Source organism: Curtobacterium sp. WHRI 8282 (assembly GCF_040223925.2).
Classification (GTDB): domain Bacteria; phylum Actinomycetota; class Actinomycetes; order Actinomycetales; family Microbacteriaceae; genus Curtobacterium; species Curtobacterium flaccumfaciens.
This window is the reverse complement of record NZ_JBEHCD020000005.1, coordinates 128,069-143,206: the sequence shown is the minus strand read 5'-3', so window position 1 is coordinate 143,206 and position 15,138 is coordinate 128,069. Positions and strand designations below refer to the sequence as shown.

Genomic DNA, 15,138 nt, shown 5'->3' with positions numbered 1-15,138 from the left:
CCGTGAGCCGATCTCGGCGGCTGCCCCGGGCCTCCCGGCCGTTGCCCGCGCGCCCGCTGCCCGCCGGAACCTGAACGCAAGACACCGGTGTCCACGCTCCGAACACCCGCGAAGGGTGGTGTGGAGCGCGAACACCGGTGTTTTGCGGACCGGACCGGACCCCGCGTCCGTCAGGCGACGGGGACGGGCTGCGCCAGCAGCTCGCGCACGCGGGGTGCGACCTCGGTGCCGTAGAGCTCGATCGAGCGCATCATGTCGGCGTGCGGCAGACGACCCGTGGCGTACCGCATGTCGAAGCGCGAAGCGCCGAGGATCCGCATGTTGCGCGCGACCTTCCGGGCGACTGTCTCCGGGGAGCCGACGTAGAGCGAACCGCCGGCCGACAGGCTCGCGCGGTACCCGGCGACGTCGAGGGGCGGCCAGCCGCGCTCCCGGCCGAGCTGGTCGGTGACGGCCTTGTGGTACGGCCAGTAGCGCTCGGCGGCTTCTTCGTCGGTGGCGGCCACGAAGCCCGGCGAGTGCATCGCGATGGGCTGCTGCGGCAGGTCGAGCTGCGCGAGGGCCTGGCGGTACAGGCGGGAGAACGGGGCGAACTGGGCCGGCTGCCCGCCGATGATGGCGAGGAACAGCGGCAGGCCGTACGACGCGGCACGGATGACCGACTGCGGGGAGCCGCCGACACCGATCCACGTCGGGATGGCACCGTGCTCGAGCTTCGGGAAGACGTCCTGGTCGACCAGACCCGCGCGCTTCGTGCCGGACCAGGTGACGGCGTCGCCGCCGCGCAGGGCCGCCCAGAGCTGGAGCTTCTCCTCGAACAGGACCTCGTAGTCGCTCAGCTCGTAGCCGAACAGGGGGAACGACTCGGTGAAGGATCCACGGCCCAGGATGACCTCGGCGCGGCCGTTCGACAGGGCGTCGACGGTGGCGAAGCGCTCGTACACGCGGACGGGGTCGTCGGAGGACAGCACCGTGACCGCGGAACCCATCCGGATGCGCTCGGTGCTGGCGGCGATCGCGGCGAGGACGACCTCGGGGGCGCTCACGACGAAGTCGGCTCGGTGGTGCTCCCCGACGCCGATGAAGTCGACGCCGACCTGGTCGGCGAGGACGGCCTGGTCGACGACGTCGCGGATGCTCTGCGCGTCGGACTGCAGGCTGCCGTCGGCGCGCTCGGTGACGTCGCCGAAGGTGTCGAGGCCGAGCTGCAGCGGTCCGATCCGGTCGGGTGCGGGCGGCGGGACGTCCGAGGGACGGTCGGTGCCGAATGCGTTGCTCATGGTGTCCTCCTGGTCGCACTTCCATGCGTTTGCATCAACATAGCACGGCGGCGGCGTGCGCGCACGGGGTCAGCGGCCGGACCGGGACTGGGCCCGGGCGGCGCGCGGCCGGGCTCGGCCAGCCCGGACGAGTACGGTCACCCGCATGCCGAACCTCCCCGACCAGACCGGACGCCGCATCGTCGTCACCGGGTCCAACAGCGGCACCGGACAGGAGGCCGCCCTGCGCCTCGCCGGAGCCGGCGCCAGCGTCGTGCTCGCCGTCCGCAGCACCGAGAAGGGCGAGACCGCCGCCGCCGGCATCCGCGCCGCCCACCCCGCAGCCGACGTGGAGGTCCGCGAACTCGACCTCGCCGACCTGGCGAGCGTCCGCCGCTTCGCCAGCGGCATCGTCGACGAGGAACGTCCGATCGACGTCCTGGTCAACAACGCCGGCGTGATGGCGCCGCCGGAGCGCTTCGAGACCGTCGACGGCTTCGAGCTGCAGTTCGGCACGAACTTCCTCGGCCCGTTCGCCCTGACGAACCTGCTGCTGCCGTCGCTGCTGCGTGCGCGCACGCCCCTCGCCGACGGCCCCCTGGCCGAGGCACCCCGGGTCGTCACGATGTCGAGCCTCGCCGCGATCCCCGGCCGGATCCGCTTCGCCGACCTGCAGTGGGAGCGCGGCTACAACGGCTGGCGCGCCTACGCGCAGTCGAAGCTCGCCGACCTGCTCCTCGCGCTGCACCTGCACCGCCTGACCGTCGAGGCCGACGTGCCCCTGGTCAGCACCGCCGCCCACCCCGGCTACACCCGGACGAACCTGCAGGCCGCGGGACGCTCGCTCGGTCGGTCGAAGCCGGTGCGGTCGAGCAACCGCGCCATGCCGTTCACCCAGGCCGTCGAGCAGGGCACCGAGCCGCTGCTCTACGCGGCGGTCGGGCCGAACGCCGTGGGCGGCGCGTACTACGGCCCCTCGGGTCCGTTCGGCATGACCGGCCCGACCACCACCGTGTCGATCCCCGGATCCGCGCGGAGCGCCGACCTCGCCCGCTCGCTCTGGGCCGTCGCCGAGGACCTCACCGGGACGCGCCCACCGCTCTAGCCGCGGTCGCGGGGGTCGCGCTGGCCGCGCTGGTCGCGCCCCTCGCACGGTGCGAGGGGCGCCGCGACCCGTGCGAGGTTCCGGACGTGGTGCGAGGGGGTGCGGGTCGCACCGAGGACGCAACCTCGCACCACTCGGACGTCGTGCGCGCCGGGACGCGGACGCGGGGCGCGGCCGGGAGGCCCGGGGCGGGTCCGGCACACCGCCGGCGTCAGGCGCGGTGCAGCTCCACCGACCCGTCCAGCCGACCGGGTTCGGTCAGGCGGGCGTGCTGCAGGACGGTGCGGCCCGGCGCGATCGCCGCGGCGACGATGGACAGGGTCGTCATGTGGCCCTCGGCCTCGTGCACGTCGCGGAGGATCGCGTCGGGGTGGTCGCTCGGCAGCGCTGCGGACTCCGCCAGCACGCCGAACCAGCCGCCCCAGCCGTCCCCGGCGTCGCCACCGGAGTCCACGGTGCGGAGTTCGTCGAACGGGCCGAGCACCGGCGGGCCGGACGGGGCGTCGACGGCACGGAAGGCCTCGAGCCACCGACCGATGCGCGGCGCCGCGGGGTCGTCGGCCGCACCGTGCGTGACCATGTGGACGCCGGGGCCGAGGTCGGTGGTGCGGACCTGTTCGCCGTCCCAGGTCAGCACCGAGGCGCCCTCGGCCGTGGCGCGCACCAGGTTGAAGGCCCGCGTGGTCGGCAACGTGCCGTCGTGACCGGGCAGCAGGTCGTCGGCGACGGCGTCCACCGGCACCACGCCGCGGGTCGTCCAGGTGCCGTCGACGCTCGTCACGGGTTCGGCGCGGTTGAGCACCACGGCCAGGCCGGCTCGGTCGGACGCGGCGAGCCACGCACCACCGGCGGAGCGGTCACGGACACCACGGAGGTCCGGGTCGCGGTCCGGCCACCAGGCAGCGGGCGGGTCCCACGGACGCTCGGGCGACTCGTCCCGCAGGGCGAGCACGGTGACGGGCCACGCGGACCCGGGGTCGACGCGGACGACGACGGTGCACATGCCGTCGATCCTCGCACGTGGCCCCGGTAGCGTGAGCCAGGTGAACGCAGCAGCAGAGCGCGCCCTGACCGTCATCGTGGGGATCACCGGGGGCATCGCCGCCTACAAGGCCGTCGGGGTCGTCCGCGACCTGGTCAAGCGCGGCCACGACGTGCACGTCGTCCCGACCGAGGGCGCCCTGCGCTTCGTCGGACTGCCGACGCTCGAGGCCCTCAGCCGCAACCCCGTCACCACGAGCGTGTGGGACGACGTCGCCGAGGTGCGCCACGTCGCGCTCGGTCGCCGGGCGGACCTGGTCGTCATCGCCCCGGCCACCGCGGACTCGCTCGCCCGGATGGCGCACGGCCTGGCGAGCGACCTGCTCGGCACGACGCTGCTCGCGACCGAGGCTCCCGTCGTGGTCGCCCCCGCGATGCACCCGCAGATGTGGGAGCACCCCGCAACCCGGGCGAACGTCGCCACCCTGCGTGACCGCGGCGTCCACCTGGTCGGCCCGGTCGTCGGCGCACTCACCGGCGATGATGCGGGCATCGGTCGGATGGCGGAGCCCGAGGACATCGTCGCCGCCGTGCTCGCCGTGCTCGACCAGCACCCCACACCGGCCGGCCGTCGCGACGCGGACCGCTCGGGGCCCGGCACCGGAGCCCGGGGCGAACGGGGCGACCTGGCCGGCGTCCGCGTCGTCGTCAGCGCGGGCGGCACCCGCGAGCCCTTCGACCCGGTGCGGTTCGTCGGCAACCGCTCGAGCGGCCGCCAGGGCATCGCGATCGCCGCCGATGCCGTCCGTCGTGGTGCATCCGTGACCCTCGTCGCCGCGAACGTCGAGGGCTCGCTGACCGCGGGGCTGGACGCGACCGTGGTGCCCGTCGGGTCCGCGCTCGAACTCGCCGAGGCCGTGCACACCGCCGCCGCCGAAGCCGACGTCGTCGTGATGACCGCCGCCGTCGCCGACTACCGTCCGGCCGAGGTGCTCACCGAGAAGCTCAAGAAGGACGCCCAGGGCGAGCGCATGACGCTCGAGCTGGTGCGGAACCCGGACGTGCTCGCCGACCTCGTGGCGGCACGGCGGACGGGGCAGATCATCGTCGGGTTCGCCGCCGAGACCGAACCCGACCGCGACGCGCGGATCGAGCTCGGGCGCGCCAAGATCAGCCGGAAGCCCGCGGACCTGCTCGTCGTGAACCACGTCGGCTGGTCGGCCGGGTTCGAGCGCGAGGAGAACGCGATCGAGGTCCTGGTGCCCGGTGGCGAGGTGGTCCGCGAGACCTCCGGCACGAAGGCCGAGGTGGCGACGGTGGTCCTCGACCTCGTCGCGACCGCACTGACGTGAACGGGCACTGACGTGAAGGGGCACTGACGTGGTTCCGAGGACCGGCGAGCACGATGGGGCGCATGCGACGACGTGAGCGGATCCGACGTGCCAACCGCACGGCCACCATCCTGGCGGTGGCCCTCGGTGCAGCGGGCACCGTGCACTTCCTGCGCCCGACCCACTTCGACCGGATCGTGCCGGACGCGCTGCCCCCGCGGCTGACCACGCTGGCCTCCGGCGTGGCCGAGCTCGGCATCGCCGCCGGGCTCGCGTTCCCCGCGACCCGCCGCGCCTCGGGGTGGGCCGCCGCGGCGCTGTTCGCGGCGGTGTTCCCGGCCAACGTGAAGATGGCGAACGACCTGCTCGACCACCCCCGCTCGAGCCGGGCGATGCGTCTGGTCTCGGTGCTGCGGCTCCCGCTGCAGGCGCCGTTGGTGCTGTGGGGCGTGCGCGTCGGTCGGCACGCACCGAAGCCGTGACCCAGCCGTCGTGGACGCGCGCGGCGGTGCCGTTGCTGCACCGCCCGGTCACCCAGCACGCGTGGGAGGACATCGTGTTCGCGCACTGGCGGCACGACCCGGCGTCGCTGCAGCGGCTCGTCCCCCGCGGGACCCGTCCGGACGTGGTCGACGGCAGCGCCTGGGTGGGGCTGTCGGCGTACGTGTTCCGGGAGACCCGGGTGCCGCCGTTCCCCTCTGCCGGGCGGCTCGGCACCATGACCGAGGTCACGATCGAGGTGCTCACGGTGGACGACCAGGGGCGGCGCGGAGTGACCTACCGCACGGTCGACACCGCGAACGTGCCCGCCATCGTGGCCGCGCACGCACTGCTCGGCGTGCCGTACACGTTCGCGCACGCACGGTCCCGTCGCCGCGGTGACGCGGTGGCGCACCGATCCGTCCGGCACCCGACCCGCGCGCTGCACCCGGTGCGGTGGGCGCGGTCGCTCCGGCAGGAACGCCCGACCGGTGCGGCACGGCCGAAGCACGCGGCCTCGGTGCGGGTGACCGCCGGCGAGGTCGTCGACACCCCGCTGGCCGCCGAGCTCACCACCCGCGCCGGCATCCACGCGCGGTACCTGGCGCAGACCCTGTTCTGGCAGCGGCAGCACCCGGTGCTCACCACCCGTTCGGCCACGCTCGACCGGCTCGAGGGTGACCTGCCCGACGCCGTCGGCATGCCGGGGTTGTTCGACCGGGCCCCGGACTCCCTGCTCGTGGTCGACGGCACGACCGTCCGGTACGGCTGGGGCGGGGTCGTCCGGTGACCGACGCACGCTCCGACGCACAGGCCGACGACCCGTTCGACCTCGACCGCTTCGTCCGGGCCCAGCAGGGTGTCCACGACGTCGCGCTCAACGAACTGCGTCGGGGCCGGAAGTCGTCGCACTGGATGTGGTTCGTGTTCCCGCAGCTGGCCGGCCTGGGGCGGAGCGCCACGGCCGTGCGCTACGCGATCACCGGGACGGACGAAGCCCGCGCCTACCTGGCACACCCGGTGCTCGGGCCCCGTCTGCTCGCGGCGACCGACGTCGCACGCCACGCCCCCGCCCACTCCGCAGATGCCCTGCTCGGGGGCATCGACGCGGTGAAGCTCCGGTCGTCGATGACGCTCTTCGCCCGGACCGCGGCCGACCCGCAGCCGTTCGTCGCCGTGCTCGAGCGCTGGTACGACGGCGCCGAGGACCCGGCCACGCTCCGCTTGCTCGGAGAGCGCTCGGAACACGGGTGACGCACACGCCGTACGCGGCGCGGGTCACCGGCATCTGAACGTCCACACTGACACGCCCTGAGCCGATCGGAACGCCGTTGTCATATCAGGTACGGTGATGCGAGCACGTGCGATGCCGACCGTGCCCGTTCGCCCGGCGCCCCGACGCCACCGCCCCCGAAGGAGAACGCATGCCGGTCCCCCGCAGCGCCCCGACCGAGCACCAGCTGCTCCGTGACACCGTCCGCCACAAGATCCACGACGCGATCATGGACGGCACGCTCCTGCCCGGCGAACGCCTGAACGACGACGAGCTCATCTCCTGGCTCGGTGTCTCCCGCACGCCGATCCGCGAGGCCCTCAGCCAGCTGTCCCGCGCCGGCCTGATCGAGATGGCCCCGAACCGGTACACCCGTGTCACCACGCCGGACCCGACCGAGGTCGTCCAGGCGATGCAGACCCTCGGCGTGCTGTTCGGCGGCGTCGTCCGACTCGCGGTCCCGCGCCTGGGGTCGGCTGCCCGGAAGAAGATCCTCGCGCAGCTCGACAAGACGATCACCGAGCTCGAGGCCCACGAGGTCGCCGCCGTCAACCACGACGCGCTCGACGTCTTCGCCCTGTACGTCGTCGAGTGCGGCAACGAGAACCTGCAGCGCGTCTGCCGCGACACGATGGACGGCCTCGCTTTCCGGCTGCGGCTGCCGAACCTCGACGTGCTGGTCGACTGGGACCGGATGACCGAGGACTTCCGGCGCCTCCGGGCAGCGACCGAGTCCGGCGACAACGTCGCGGCCGAGCTCGCGACCGAGGCGATCCACCAGCTGCCGGGCGAGAAGCACTGAGTCCACCTGTACCCGCGTACAGGAACCGCCCGTCTCGCCGACGCGAGGCGGGCGGTCGACGTTCCACGGGCCTCCCGGTCGGTGGCCCGGGCACGCGCGTGACGCTCCCAGTCCAGAGGCCGCGCGGACCGATAGCATCGCTGGCGACCACCTGAACCCGGCACCCGGAGCAGCACATGAACCCCCGCCCGACGGACCGTACCGAGGTTGCCGCACGCCTGGCCGCCGCGGTCGGTCGGATCAACCGCCGGGCCCGTACCGACTCGGCCTCGCTCGGGTACGGCATCGTGTCGGCGCTCGCGTCGATCCAACGGCACGGACCCCTGCGCCCGGGCGACCTGTCGCGGATCGAGGTGGTCACGAAGCCCACGATGACCCGCATCCTGACCGAGCTCGAGCAGCGCGGCTTCATCCAGCGCGAGGCCGACCCGCGCGACGGCCGGGCGTTCATGGTGACGGCCACGCCGGAGGGCATCGAAGCGGTCGAGCGGGCCCGCGCGAACCGCACCGGGATCGTCGCCGAGCTCATCGCCGAGCTCGACGAGTCGGACGTCCAGGCGATCGCCGGCGCCCTGGCCGCGCTCGAGCGTGTCGCCCAGGGCGAGCACGCCCAGGAACCTCACACTTTCTAGGCTCCGCACGACCGTTACCGAACCGTTACCAAGCGGTGGACGGACCGTTCTGCCAGCGTTCCTGGACGCGCTGCCCAGTCTGACCGGTCATGGTGTCGGCTCCGCCTGACCGCGGCCACCCCACGGCTGCGCCCGGCGGACGGACGGGCCCCACACCACCGTCCGGTCCTCACCGGCTCGAGGACTCCTCGTCGTCGCCGACGGTGTCACCGACACCGCCAGCCTCCGGCGTGCCCGTACGACCTCGGTCGCGCGAGCAGGAGTCCCTCCCCCACCGAGCCGCCGACCTGCGGAACCGATGCGACACACCCCTGAGCTCCCCACCACCACCGCCTCGACCCGACGTGAGGCCCTGAACACCCCCACCCGCCGGATGCGCCGGGCCCTGCGGCACCGCGCGACGCTGATCGTCGGCGGCGCGGCGGTCCTCGCCGTCGCCGGTGGCGCCCTGACCGTCGGCACGCAGCCCGCCATCGGTGAGGCCCTCGGCATGCCGACCGGCACCGCGAGCGCCTCGGCGACCGCGGAGCCCGCCCTGCGTGGTACCGCGCTCGACCGCGCCCAGGCCGCCGCCACGATCACCACGGCGAAGACCGTCATGCAGACCGCGAACGACAAGGTCGACACCTCGGCGCTCGAACAGCGTGTCGACGCCCTGAGCGACTACCCGGACCTGTCCGGCGCTGCGCTGACGAACCGGATCTCGACGACGGTCGCGTCAGCCACCGACGTCGCGCAGGCGAGCGCCACGCAGGACAAGCGGGACGTCGACGCGAAGGCCGCGGCCGCAGCGAAGGCCGCAGCCGAGCGGAAGGCCGCCGCCGAGGCAGCGGAGGCCGCCCGGAAGCTCGCCGCCGGCAACACCGTCGCCGGCGCGAAGGCCACGGCGACCTCGCTCGCGTCGTCGGAGTACGGCTGGGGTGCCGACCAGTTCCAGTGCCTGGACAACCTGTGGACCAAGGAGTCCGGCTGGAACTACCAGGCCGTCAACGCGAACGGCGGCGCGACCGGCATCCCGCAGGCGCTCCCCGGCTCGAAGATGGCCACGATCGCCGCGGACTGGCGCACCAACGCCACCACCCAGATCACCTGGGGCCTGCAGTACATCAGCTCGGCGTACGGCACCCCGTGCGCGGCGTGGGGGCACTCGCAGGCGAACAACTTCTACTGATCGGCGCGGGTCGCGAAGGCGACCAGCAGACGGACGGGAGGCCCGTGGCGGATCCGCCACGGGCCTCCCGTTGCGTTTTCTGGTCGCGGTCAGCCCACCCGCGCGACGCGCACGTCGACGCGACTGAGCGCCAGGCCGTGCGCCGCCGCGGTCGCCAGGGCGACGTCGTGGACGGCGCGTGCGACCTCGGGAGCCGGGCGGAAGCCGTCGGTGCCGATGACGACACGCAGGGCGCCGTCGTCGACGACGACCCGGAGCGGTCCGGTGCTCGTGGCGATGCTGCGGACCGCCTGCACGGCGCTCGCGACCGTCGGGCGGGAGCGGTACAGGTCGGTGACGCCGGGGACCTCGAGGACGGCGGCCTCGATCGCGGCGAGGGTCTCGTCGGTGGTGCTCATCGGGCCTCCTCGGGGTCGGTACCGGGCTCGGGGTCCGGCAGCAGGTCGCGGACGACGACGTCGACCGCCTCGACGAGCAGGTCGGTCTGCTCGGCCAGGGCGCCGGCCACGGCGGTGCGGACCAGCTCGGCGGTCGCGGGGATCGAGGGACCGGACGCGATCGCGATCTCGACGACCACCCGGATCGGGGACGCGAGTTCGGTGACGTCGCCGTCGAGGTGGCAGCGGGCCACCAGGACGCCGGGGACCTCGTCACCGGTGCGGCGGATCAGGGACCGGATGGCCCCCTCGGTCATCACGGGGCGCTCGGTCTCGGACAGGGGGCGGAGCGGGACGTCGCGACCGGAGCGGGACTCGATCGAGATGTTCGCCAGGACGCCGCTGATCCAGGACTCGTCGGCCGGGGCCTCGTCGCGGGCGGCCGCCTCGAGCGAGCGGAGCGACGCGTGGCGGACGCGGATGATCGCGGCCAGGGCGTTCTGGCAGGCGGGCGAGTCGTCGATGCTCGGGTCCGCCGGCTGCATCCCGGCGTCGAGGTAGTCGGTGAGCTCGTCGATCGAGTGGCCGTCGAGGTCACCGGGTTCGAGGGCGTCGAGTGCTTCCGGGCTGTCGGGCAGGTCCGGCCGGATGCCGTCGTGGTCGGTCATCGCCATCCCTCCATGAGTCGGATCATGTTCTTCCTCGCTCGGGACAGCAGTCCCCGGACCGTCGATGGTGGCAGGTCGAGTTCGGCGGCGATCTCCTCGTACCGGTACTCGAGCACCTCCTTCATGATCCAGCACCGTCGTTGGGCTTCGGGCAGTTCGGCCAGCGCGCGTTCCACCGCGTCCTCGCGGGAGCGCGCTTCGGCGACCCGGTCGGGAGCGTCGTCGGCCGGCGCGGCGACCTCGAGCTCGGTGACGTCGTCGTGGATGCGCCGTGCGCGGATCCGGTCGAGGCACTTCCTACTGAGGATGCGCATCAACCACGACTTCACGCGCGCGAGGTCCTCGAGGGAGTCGAGGCGGTCCCACGCGGTGATGAAGGTCTCCTGCACGACGTCGTCGAGTTCGTCGGTGGAACCGAGGGTCCGACGGGCGTAGGCGCGGAGCAGCGGGGTGTGGCGACGGATCAGGACCTCGAAGGCCCGGACGTCGCCGTCGGACGACCGGCCGGCGAGGACCGCGTCGTCGAGCTCGGCGAGGGACTGGTGGTGCACGCGTTCCTTCTACTGGTGGTGGATGGTGAACGGCTGGGTGCGCCGGCGTGCCGGCACGACCCTGAAGGGTCCGGCCGGCCGGGCGGCGAGCGCGCGGACACGCGCCAGGGCGAGCACGTGTGCGGGGGCGTTCCTGGGGACTGCAGCGGTGCGGGTCACGTCGGCTCCTCGTGGTGTGGTCACCGATGGGACGTGCGTCGCACCCGTTTCGTCACACACGACGTCAGGGGCGCACCCGGACGGTTCCGGTGTGCGCCCCTGACGTCGTGCTTGTCGGCTCGTCCTACTGCTGGATGAAGGCGAGCAGGTCGGGGTTGATGACGTCCGCGTGGGTCGTCAGCATCCCGTGCGGGTACCCCTCGTAGATCTTGAGCGTGGCGTTGCTGAGCAGCTCGGCCTGCTTGAGCGAGGCCGCCTTGTACGGCACGACCTGGTCGTCATCGCCCTGCGTGACGAGGACCGGGACGGAGATCGCCTTGAGGTCCTCGGTCTGGTCCGTCTCGGAGAACGCCTTGATGCCCTCGTAGTGGGCCAGGGCGCTGCCCGTCATCCCCTGCCGCCACCAGTTCGCGACCACCGGGGCCGAGACCTCGACGCCGGGACGGTTGAACCCGTAGAAGGGCCCCTCGGCGACGGCCTGGAAGAACTCGGCGCGGTTCGCGGCGAGTGCGCTCCGGAACCCGTCGAACACCGAGATGGGAGTGCCTTCCGGGTTCGAGTCGCTCTGCACCATGATCGGCGGCACCGCGGACACCAGGACGGCCTTGGCGACCCGTCCCTGCGGCTCGCCGTACTGCGCGACGTACCGTGCGACCTGTCCACCACCGGTGGAGTGCCCGATGTGGACCGCGTCCCGCAGGTCGAGGTGCTGCACGAGCGCATCCGTGTCGCTCGCGTAGTGGTCCATGTCGTGACCGGTGCCGATCTGCGACGAACGCCCGTGACCACGGCGGTCGTGCGCGATCACCCGGTACCCCTTGCCCAGGAAGAACAGCATCTGGGCGTCCCAGTCGTCGGACGACAGGGGCCATCCGTGGTGGAAGACGATCGGCTGCGCGTCGCGCGGCCCCCAGTCCTTGTAGAAGATCTCTGCCCCATCGCTCGTGGTGACGAACGCCATCTCGTGCCTCCCTGGTTGTCTGTTCCACTCGTGACGCGGGCTGGCCGCTGCCTCCACGTCGGCGGGAGGCCGGAACTCGTTCACCGTAGTTCCGAGGGAGACTCATCCGCCAGCACCAATGTGTCGCTCTCGCTCGGGCGCGGCTTGGTGCACGGGCATGCGTGCGCCAGAGTTGGCTCCATGTCGCTCGTCACCGCCGTCTGCCGCGTCGACCGCCTGCTGCCGGACTCCGGCATCATCGGCGTCACCGCCATCGACAAGCGCCCGGTCACCGGGAGCGTCCGGGTCCGGCCGCTCGGCCTGCGCGCCGACGTGCAGGCGAACCGCAAGTACCACGGCGGTGTGGACCAGGCCGTGTACGCCTACGCCGACGAGGACGCCGCGTACTTCGCCGACCTGCTCGAGCGCGAGGTCCCGCCCGGCCTGTTCGGCGAGAACATCCGCACCAGCGGCATCGACGTGACCGGGGCCGTGACCGGGGAACGCTGGCGGATCGGCGACACCCTCGTGCTCGAGGTGACGGTCCCCCGCACGCCCTGCGGCACCTTCGCGCGGCGCATGGGGATCGACCAGTGGGTGAAGCGGTTCGCCGACGAGGGGCGGCCGGGGGCGTACTTCCGCGTGGTCAAGTCGGGTTCGGTCGCCGCAGGTGACCCCGTCGAGGTGACGTACCGGCCGGAACACGGGGTGACCATCGGCGAGATCTTCGGCGACCTGGCACCCGATCGTGCGCGGGCCGTGCTCGAATCGGGCGAGCGCCTGGCGCCGAAGGTCGTCCAGGACCTGTCGAAAGTCGCCGCGCGAGTCTGATCCCGACGAGCCCGTCGAGCCCGTCGAGCCCTTCGAGCCCGATCAGGCCGGTAGCACGCCGCGCGAGGGGTCGATCGGACGCTTCGCCACGGGCAGCCCGGCGACCACCAGGTCGTAGGCGTTCGCCACGAGGTCCTCGACCAGGGTCTCGTCGATGCCGTCGCCCGGTGCCAACGTGATCCAGTGCCGCTTGTTCATGTGCCACCCCGGCGTGATCTCGTCGTGGTCGCGCACCAGCGCCGCCCCGTGCGGCGGCGCGCACTTGAGGTTCACGATCGGGGTCCCACGGACCTCGGTCACCATCACGAACATCTTGCCGACGACCTTGTAGACCACCGAGCCCTCGCCGAACGGCTGGGTCTCGAGTGCCGCCGGCAGCCCCAGGGCCGTGCGGCTCGCGATCTCGTGCAGCTGCTCGCCGTCCATCTGACCAGGATGCCGCAGGCCGCCGACACAGCGCACCCCGTTCGGGGGCGGGTCGTGAGCCTCGATCACGTCGTAGGATCACCACGCCGCGTACCCGACGCGGCGGTCGCTCGCGCGATCACCACCAGTTCCAGGGGGAACCCGTGCGCATCATCCGTACCCTCGGCATCGCCGCCGCCACCGCCGTCCTCGCGACCACCGTCGTCGTCGGCGGGACCTCGACCGCGCAGGCGGCACCGAAGTCCTACGCCAACTGCACCGCGGTGCAGAAGGTGTACTCCGGTGGCATCGCCAAGAAGTCCGTCACGAGCAACAAGGTCGTCTCGGGCGGTAAGACCACCACCCGTGCGCTCAAGGGCACGGTGAAGAAGGACGACGCCCTGTACAAGGCGAACGCCAAGCTCGACCGCGACAAGGACGGCATCGCCTGCGAGAAGAGCTGACGCTCGCTCGCGCTCGGTGACACCGGCACGACACCGGTGTTCGCGTGCTGAACACCCGCACACCGCGGTGCGATGCGCGAACACCGGTGTTTTGCGTGCCCGGCGTGCGCCCGGGCCGTGGCGCGACGCGGCCGGCGTGTGCCCGGCGCGGTCAGAGCGTCGGGACGCCCTCGTGCCCGGACCGGGGACGCGGAGTCCCGGCGACACCGGTGACGACGGACCCCGCCGGGACGTCCTTCGTCACCACGGTGTTGGCGCCGACGACGGAGTCCGGACCGATCGTGATCGCCCCGATCAGCGACGACCCGGCGCCGAGCACCACGCGGTCCCCCACCACCGGGTGCCGACGGGCCCCCGGGCCGTGGTCGCCCCCGCGTCCGCCCAGGGTGACACCGTGGAACACGAGCACGTCGTCGCCGATGACCGCGGTCTCGCCGATGACGACACCCATGCCGTGGTCGATGAAGAACCGGCGGCCGATGCGCGCGCCGGGGTGGATCTCGATGCCGGTGACCGACCGTGCGACCTGCCCGAGCAGCCGGGCCGCGAACCGGGACCCGGGCAGCCCCTGTGCGTTCCAGAGACGGTGGGTCACCCGGTACGTCCAGATGGCGTGCAACCCGGAGTAGACGATCGCGTTCTCCAGGTCGCCCCGGGCTGCGGGGTCACCGCGGCGTGCTGCGGACAGGTCCTCCCGGACGGTCCGCAGCACGCCTCGTCGAAGAGGACGACTCACGCAGTGAGCCCCTCGAAGAGCACCGTCGACAGGTAGCGCTCTCCGGTGTCGCACACGATGGCGACGATCCGCTTGCCGGCGTTCTCGGGGCGTGCGGCGATCTCGAGCGCCGCGTGGATGATCGCGCCGGACGAGATGCCCGACAGGATGCCCTCCTGCGTCGCCAGGGCACGGGCCACCCGGAGCGCGTCGTCGAGCTCGACGTCGAACACCTCGTCGATGACGCTCTGGTCGAGGACCTCGGGCACGAAGTTCGCGCCGATGCCCTGGATCTTGTGCGGACCAGCCTTGCCCTCGGTGAGCAGGGGCGAGTCCTTCGGCTCCACGGCGACGATCTGCACGCCGGGCACGCGCTCCTTGAGCACCTGCCCGACACCGGTGATCGTGCCGCCGGTGCCGACACCCGCGACGAACACGTCGACGTGCTCCTCGGTGTCGCGGAGGATCTCCTCCGCCGTGGTCTTCCGGTGGATCTCGGCGTTCGCAGCCGTCTCGAACTGGTGGGCGAGGATCGCGCCGGGGGTCTCCGCGACGATCGACTCGGCCTTGGCGACCGCACCCTTCATGCCCTCGGGCCCGGGGGTCAGGACGATCTCGGCCCCGTACGCACGGATCACCGCACGGCGCTCGACGCTCATGGTCTCGGGCATCGTGATGACGACCCGGTACCCGCGAGCAGCGCCGACCAGTGCCAGGGCGATGCCGGTGTTGCCGGACGAGCCCTCGACGATGGTGCCGCCGGCCTGCAGCGCACCGGAGGCCTCGGCCGCGTCGATGATCGCGACGCCCAGACGGTCCTTGACGCTGGCGCCCGGGTTGTAGAACTCGAGCTTCGCGAGCACCTCGGCCCCGCCCGCCTTCGGCAGCCGGTTCAGCTTGACGAGCGGGGTGTTGCCGAACGCCTGGGAGATGTTCTCGTAGATGGTGCCGCTCATCCGGTCCGTCCTTCGCAGCTCAGGTCGCGCATCGCTCT

Annotated in this window: 20 protein-coding genes; 10 read left to right on the top strand and 10 right to left on the bottom strand. The window is 72.7% G+C overall.

What is annotated here, in order from left to right; translation table 11 throughout:
• Positions 1–170 precede the first annotated feature (170 nt).
• A complete protein-coding gene (locus tag ABRP24_RS16575) occupies positions 171–1,280 on the bottom strand; it encodes an LLM class flavin-dependent oxidoreductase (protein WP_111233255.1) in 1,110 nt (369 codons plus the stop codon).
• Positions 1,281–1,425: 145 nt separating this feature from the next.
• Between ABRP24_RS16575 and ABRP24_RS16570 the strand changes: the two genes are divergently transcribed.
• Positions 1,426–2,364 carry an SDR family oxidoreductase gene (locus tag ABRP24_RS16570; RefSeq protein ID WP_301581129.1) on the top strand — a complete coding sequence of 313 codons (939 nt, stop codon included), beginning with the start codon at positions 1,426–1,428 and terminating at the stop codon, positions 2,362–2,364.
• Positions 2,365–2,575: 211 nt separating this feature from the next.
• Here ABRP24_RS16570 and ABRP24_RS16565 read toward each other — a convergent pair whose 3' ends face one another.
• Positions 2,576–3,367 carry an NRDE family protein gene (locus tag ABRP24_RS16565; protein ID WP_181438974.1) on the bottom strand — a complete coding sequence of 264 codons (792 nt, stop codon included), beginning with the start codon at positions 3,365–3,367 and terminating at the stop codon, positions 2,576–2,578.
• A gap of 64 nt (positions 3,368–3,431) precedes the next feature.
• Here ABRP24_RS16565 and ABRP24_RS16560 point away from each other — a divergent pair, with 64 nt between their 5' ends.
• The 7 genes from ABRP24_RS16560 (at position 3,432) to ABRP24_RS16530 (ending at position 9,034) form a co-directional block, all read left to right on the top strand.
• Complete coding sequence (locus tag ABRP24_RS16560; protein ID WP_349849550.1) at positions 3,432–4,697, top strand: bifunctional phosphopantothenoylcysteine decarboxylase/phosphopantothenate synthase; 1,266 nt, start codon at positions 3,432–3,434, stop codon at positions 4,695–4,697.
• Positions 4,698–4,759: 62 nt separating this feature from the next.
• Positions 4,760–5,158 carry a hypothetical protein gene (locus ABRP24_RS16555; RefSeq protein ID WP_349849441.1) on the top strand — a complete coding sequence of 133 codons (399 nt, stop codon included), beginning with the start codon at positions 4,760–4,762 and terminating at the stop codon, positions 5,156–5,158.
• On the top strand, positions 5,155–5,946 hold the full coding sequence (locus ABRP24_RS16550) for a YqjF family protein (RefSeq protein ID WP_051596878.1): 792 nt from the start codon (positions 5,155–5,157) through the stop codon (positions 5,944–5,946). The genes ABRP24_RS16555 and ABRP24_RS16550 overlap by 4 nt, the downstream gene beginning before the upstream one ends.
• Positions 5,943–6,410: a DUF1810 domain-containing protein gene (locus ABRP24_RS16545; RefSeq protein WP_349849443.1), complete on the top strand. Its 468-nt coding sequence runs from the start codon at positions 5,943–5,945 to the stop codon at positions 6,408–6,410. The genes ABRP24_RS16550 and ABRP24_RS16545 overlap by 4 nt, the downstream gene beginning before the upstream one ends.
• A 170-nt stretch (positions 6,411–6,580) precedes the next feature.
• On the top strand, positions 6,581–7,231 hold the full coding sequence (locus tag ABRP24_RS16540; protein WP_349849445.1) for a GntR family transcriptional regulator: 651 nt from the start codon (positions 6,581–6,583) through the stop codon (positions 7,229–7,231).
• A gap of 176 nt (positions 7,232–7,407) precedes the next feature.
• Positions 7,408–7,863 carry a MarR family winged helix-turn-helix transcriptional regulator gene (locus tag ABRP24_RS16535; RefSeq protein WP_301565678.1) on the top strand — a complete coding sequence of 152 codons (456 nt, stop codon included), beginning with the start codon at positions 7,408–7,410 and terminating at the stop codon, positions 7,861–7,863.
• Positions 7,864–8,161: 298 nt separating this feature from the next.
• Positions 8,162–9,034 (top strand): phospholipase, encoded by an 873-nt coding sequence (locus ABRP24_RS16530; RefSeq protein WP_349849447.1) that lies wholly within the window; start codon positions 8,162–8,164, stop codon positions 9,032–9,034.
• 89 nt (positions 9,035–9,123) lie between these two features.
• On the opposite strand, the gene ABRP24_RS16525 is transcribed toward ABRP24_RS16530, so the two are convergent.
• The 5 genes from ABRP24_RS16525 to ABRP24_RS16505 all read right to left on the bottom strand — a co-directional run bounded on the left by ABRP24_RS16525 (position 9,124) and on the right by ABRP24_RS16505 (position 11,750).
• The gene (locus tag ABRP24_RS16525; protein WP_138803911.1) at positions 9,124–9,432 is read right to left on the bottom strand and encodes a hypothetical protein; all 309 of its coding nucleotides are present in this window, start codon (positions 9,430–9,432) and stop codon (positions 9,124–9,126) included.
• Positions 9,429–10,079 (bottom strand): hypothetical protein, encoded by a 651-nt coding sequence (locus tag ABRP24_RS16520; RefSeq protein ID WP_301601011.1) that lies wholly within the window; start codon positions 10,077–10,079, stop codon positions 9,429–9,431. The genes ABRP24_RS16525 and ABRP24_RS16520 overlap by 4 nt, the downstream gene beginning before the upstream one ends.
• Positions 10,076–10,630 (bottom strand): RNA polymerase sigma factor, encoded by a 555-nt coding sequence (locus ABRP24_RS16515; RefSeq protein ID WP_110892414.1) that lies wholly within the window; start codon positions 10,628–10,630, stop codon positions 10,076–10,078. Before ABRP24_RS16515 ends, ABRP24_RS16520 begins: the two co-directional genes overlap by 4 nt.
• A gap of 9 nt (positions 10,631–10,639) precedes the next feature.
• Positions 10,640–10,789: a hypothetical protein gene (locus ABRP24_RS16510; RefSeq protein ID WP_349849450.1), complete on the bottom strand. Its 150-nt coding sequence runs from the start codon at positions 10,787–10,789 to the stop codon at positions 10,640–10,642.
• Positions 10,790–10,913: 124 nt separating this feature from the next.
• Positions 10,914–11,750 (bottom strand): alpha/beta hydrolase, encoded by an 837-nt coding sequence (locus tag ABRP24_RS16505; protein WP_301601010.1) that lies wholly within the window; start codon positions 11,748–11,750, stop codon positions 10,914–10,916.
• A gap of 180 nt (positions 11,751–11,930) precedes the next feature.
• Between ABRP24_RS16505 and ABRP24_RS16500 the strand changes: the two genes are divergently transcribed.
• The gene (locus ABRP24_RS16500) at positions 11,931–12,560 is read left to right on the top strand and encodes an MOSC domain-containing protein (RefSeq protein ID WP_349849453.1); all 630 of its coding nucleotides are present in this window, start codon (positions 11,931–11,933) and stop codon (positions 12,558–12,560) included.
• Positions 12,561–12,602: 42 nt separating this feature from the next.
• Here the strand turns inward: ABRP24_RS16500 and ABRP24_RS16495 are convergent, their stop codons facing one another.
• Positions 12,603–12,986: an MmcQ/YjbR family DNA-binding protein gene (locus tag ABRP24_RS16495; RefSeq protein WP_111056255.1), complete on the bottom strand. Its 384-nt coding sequence runs from the start codon at positions 12,984–12,986 to the stop codon at positions 12,603–12,605.
• 149 nt (positions 12,987–13,135) lie between these two features.
• On the opposite strand from ABRP24_RS16495, the gene ABRP24_RS16490 reads away from it, so the two are divergent.
• Positions 13,136–13,429 (top strand): excalibur calcium-binding domain-containing protein, encoded by a 294-nt coding sequence (locus ABRP24_RS16490; protein ID WP_371836762.1) that lies wholly within the window; start codon positions 13,136–13,138, stop codon positions 13,427–13,429.
• A 151-nt stretch (positions 13,430–13,580) separates the two neighbouring features.
• On the opposite strand, the gene epsC is transcribed toward ABRP24_RS16490, so the two are convergent.
• Positions 13,581–14,141, bottom strand: a complete 561-nt coding sequence (gene epsC, locus ABRP24_RS16485) for a serine O-acetyltransferase EpsC (protein ID WP_349849455.1) — start codon at positions 14,139–14,141, stop codon at positions 13,581–13,583.
• Between the two features lie 20 nt (positions 14,142–14,161).
• Positions 14,162–15,100, bottom strand: a complete 939-nt coding sequence (gene cysK, locus ABRP24_RS16480; RefSeq protein ID WP_027466262.1) for a cysteine synthase A — start codon at positions 15,098–15,100, stop codon at positions 14,162–14,164.
• Positions 15,101–15,138: the final 38 nt, after the last annotated feature.

What these genes read in the sequence shown, in the direction of transcription:
- ABRP24_RS16540 (WP_349849445.1), top strand. Translation starts at nt 6,581, where the DNA reads ATGCCGGTCCCCCGCAGCGCCCCGACCGAGCACCAGCTGCTCCGTGAC.
- ABRP24_RS16530 (WP_349849447.1), top strand. Translation starts at nt 8,162, where the DNA reads ATGCGACACACCCCTGAGCTCCCCACCACCACCGCCTCGACCCGACGT.
- ABRP24_RS16565 (WP_181438974.1), bottom strand. Translation starts at nt 3,367, where the DNA reads ATGTGCACCGTCGTCGTCCGCGTCGACCCCGGGTCCGCGTGGCCCGTC.
- ABRP24_RS16495 (WP_111056255.1), bottom strand. Translation starts at nt 12,986, where the DNA reads ATGGACGGCGAGCAGCTGCACGAGATCGCGAGCCGCACGGCCCTGGGG.
- ABRP24_RS16535 (WP_301565678.1), top strand. Translation starts at nt 7,408, where the DNA reads ATGAACCCCCGCCCGACGGACCGTACCGAGGTTGCCGCACGCCTGGCC.
- ABRP24_RS16575 (WP_111233255.1), bottom strand. Translation starts at nt 1,280, where the DNA reads ATGAGCAACGCATTCGGCACCGACCGTCCCTCGGACGTCCCGCCGCCC.
- ABRP24_RS16525 (WP_138803911.1), bottom strand. Translation starts at nt 9,432, where the DNA reads ATGAGCACCACCGACGAGACCCTCGCCGCGATCGAGGCCGCCGTCCTC.
- ABRP24_RS16570 (WP_301581129.1), top strand. Translation starts at nt 1,426, where the DNA reads ATGCCGAACCTCCCCGACCAGACCGGACGCCGCATCGTCGTCACCGGG.
- cysK (WP_027466262.1), bottom strand. Translation starts at nt 15,100, where the DNA reads ATGAGCGGCACCATCTACGAGAACATCTCCCAGGCGTTCGGCAACACC.
- ABRP24_RS16500 (WP_349849453.1), top strand. Translation starts at nt 11,931, where the DNA reads ATGTCGCTCGTCACCGCCGTCTGCCGCGTCGACCGCCTGCTGCCGGAC.
- ABRP24_RS16555 (WP_349849441.1), top strand. Translation starts at nt 4,760, where the DNA reads ATGCGACGACGTGAGCGGATCCGACGTGCCAACCGCACGGCCACCATC.
- ABRP24_RS16505 (WP_301601010.1), bottom strand. Translation starts at nt 11,750, where the DNA reads ATGGCGTTCGTCACCACGAGCGATGGGGCAGAGATCTTCTACAAGGAC.
- ABRP24_RS16520 (WP_301601011.1), bottom strand. Translation starts at nt 10,079, where the DNA reads ATGACCGACCACGACGGCATCCGGCCGGACCTGCCCGACAGCCCGGAA.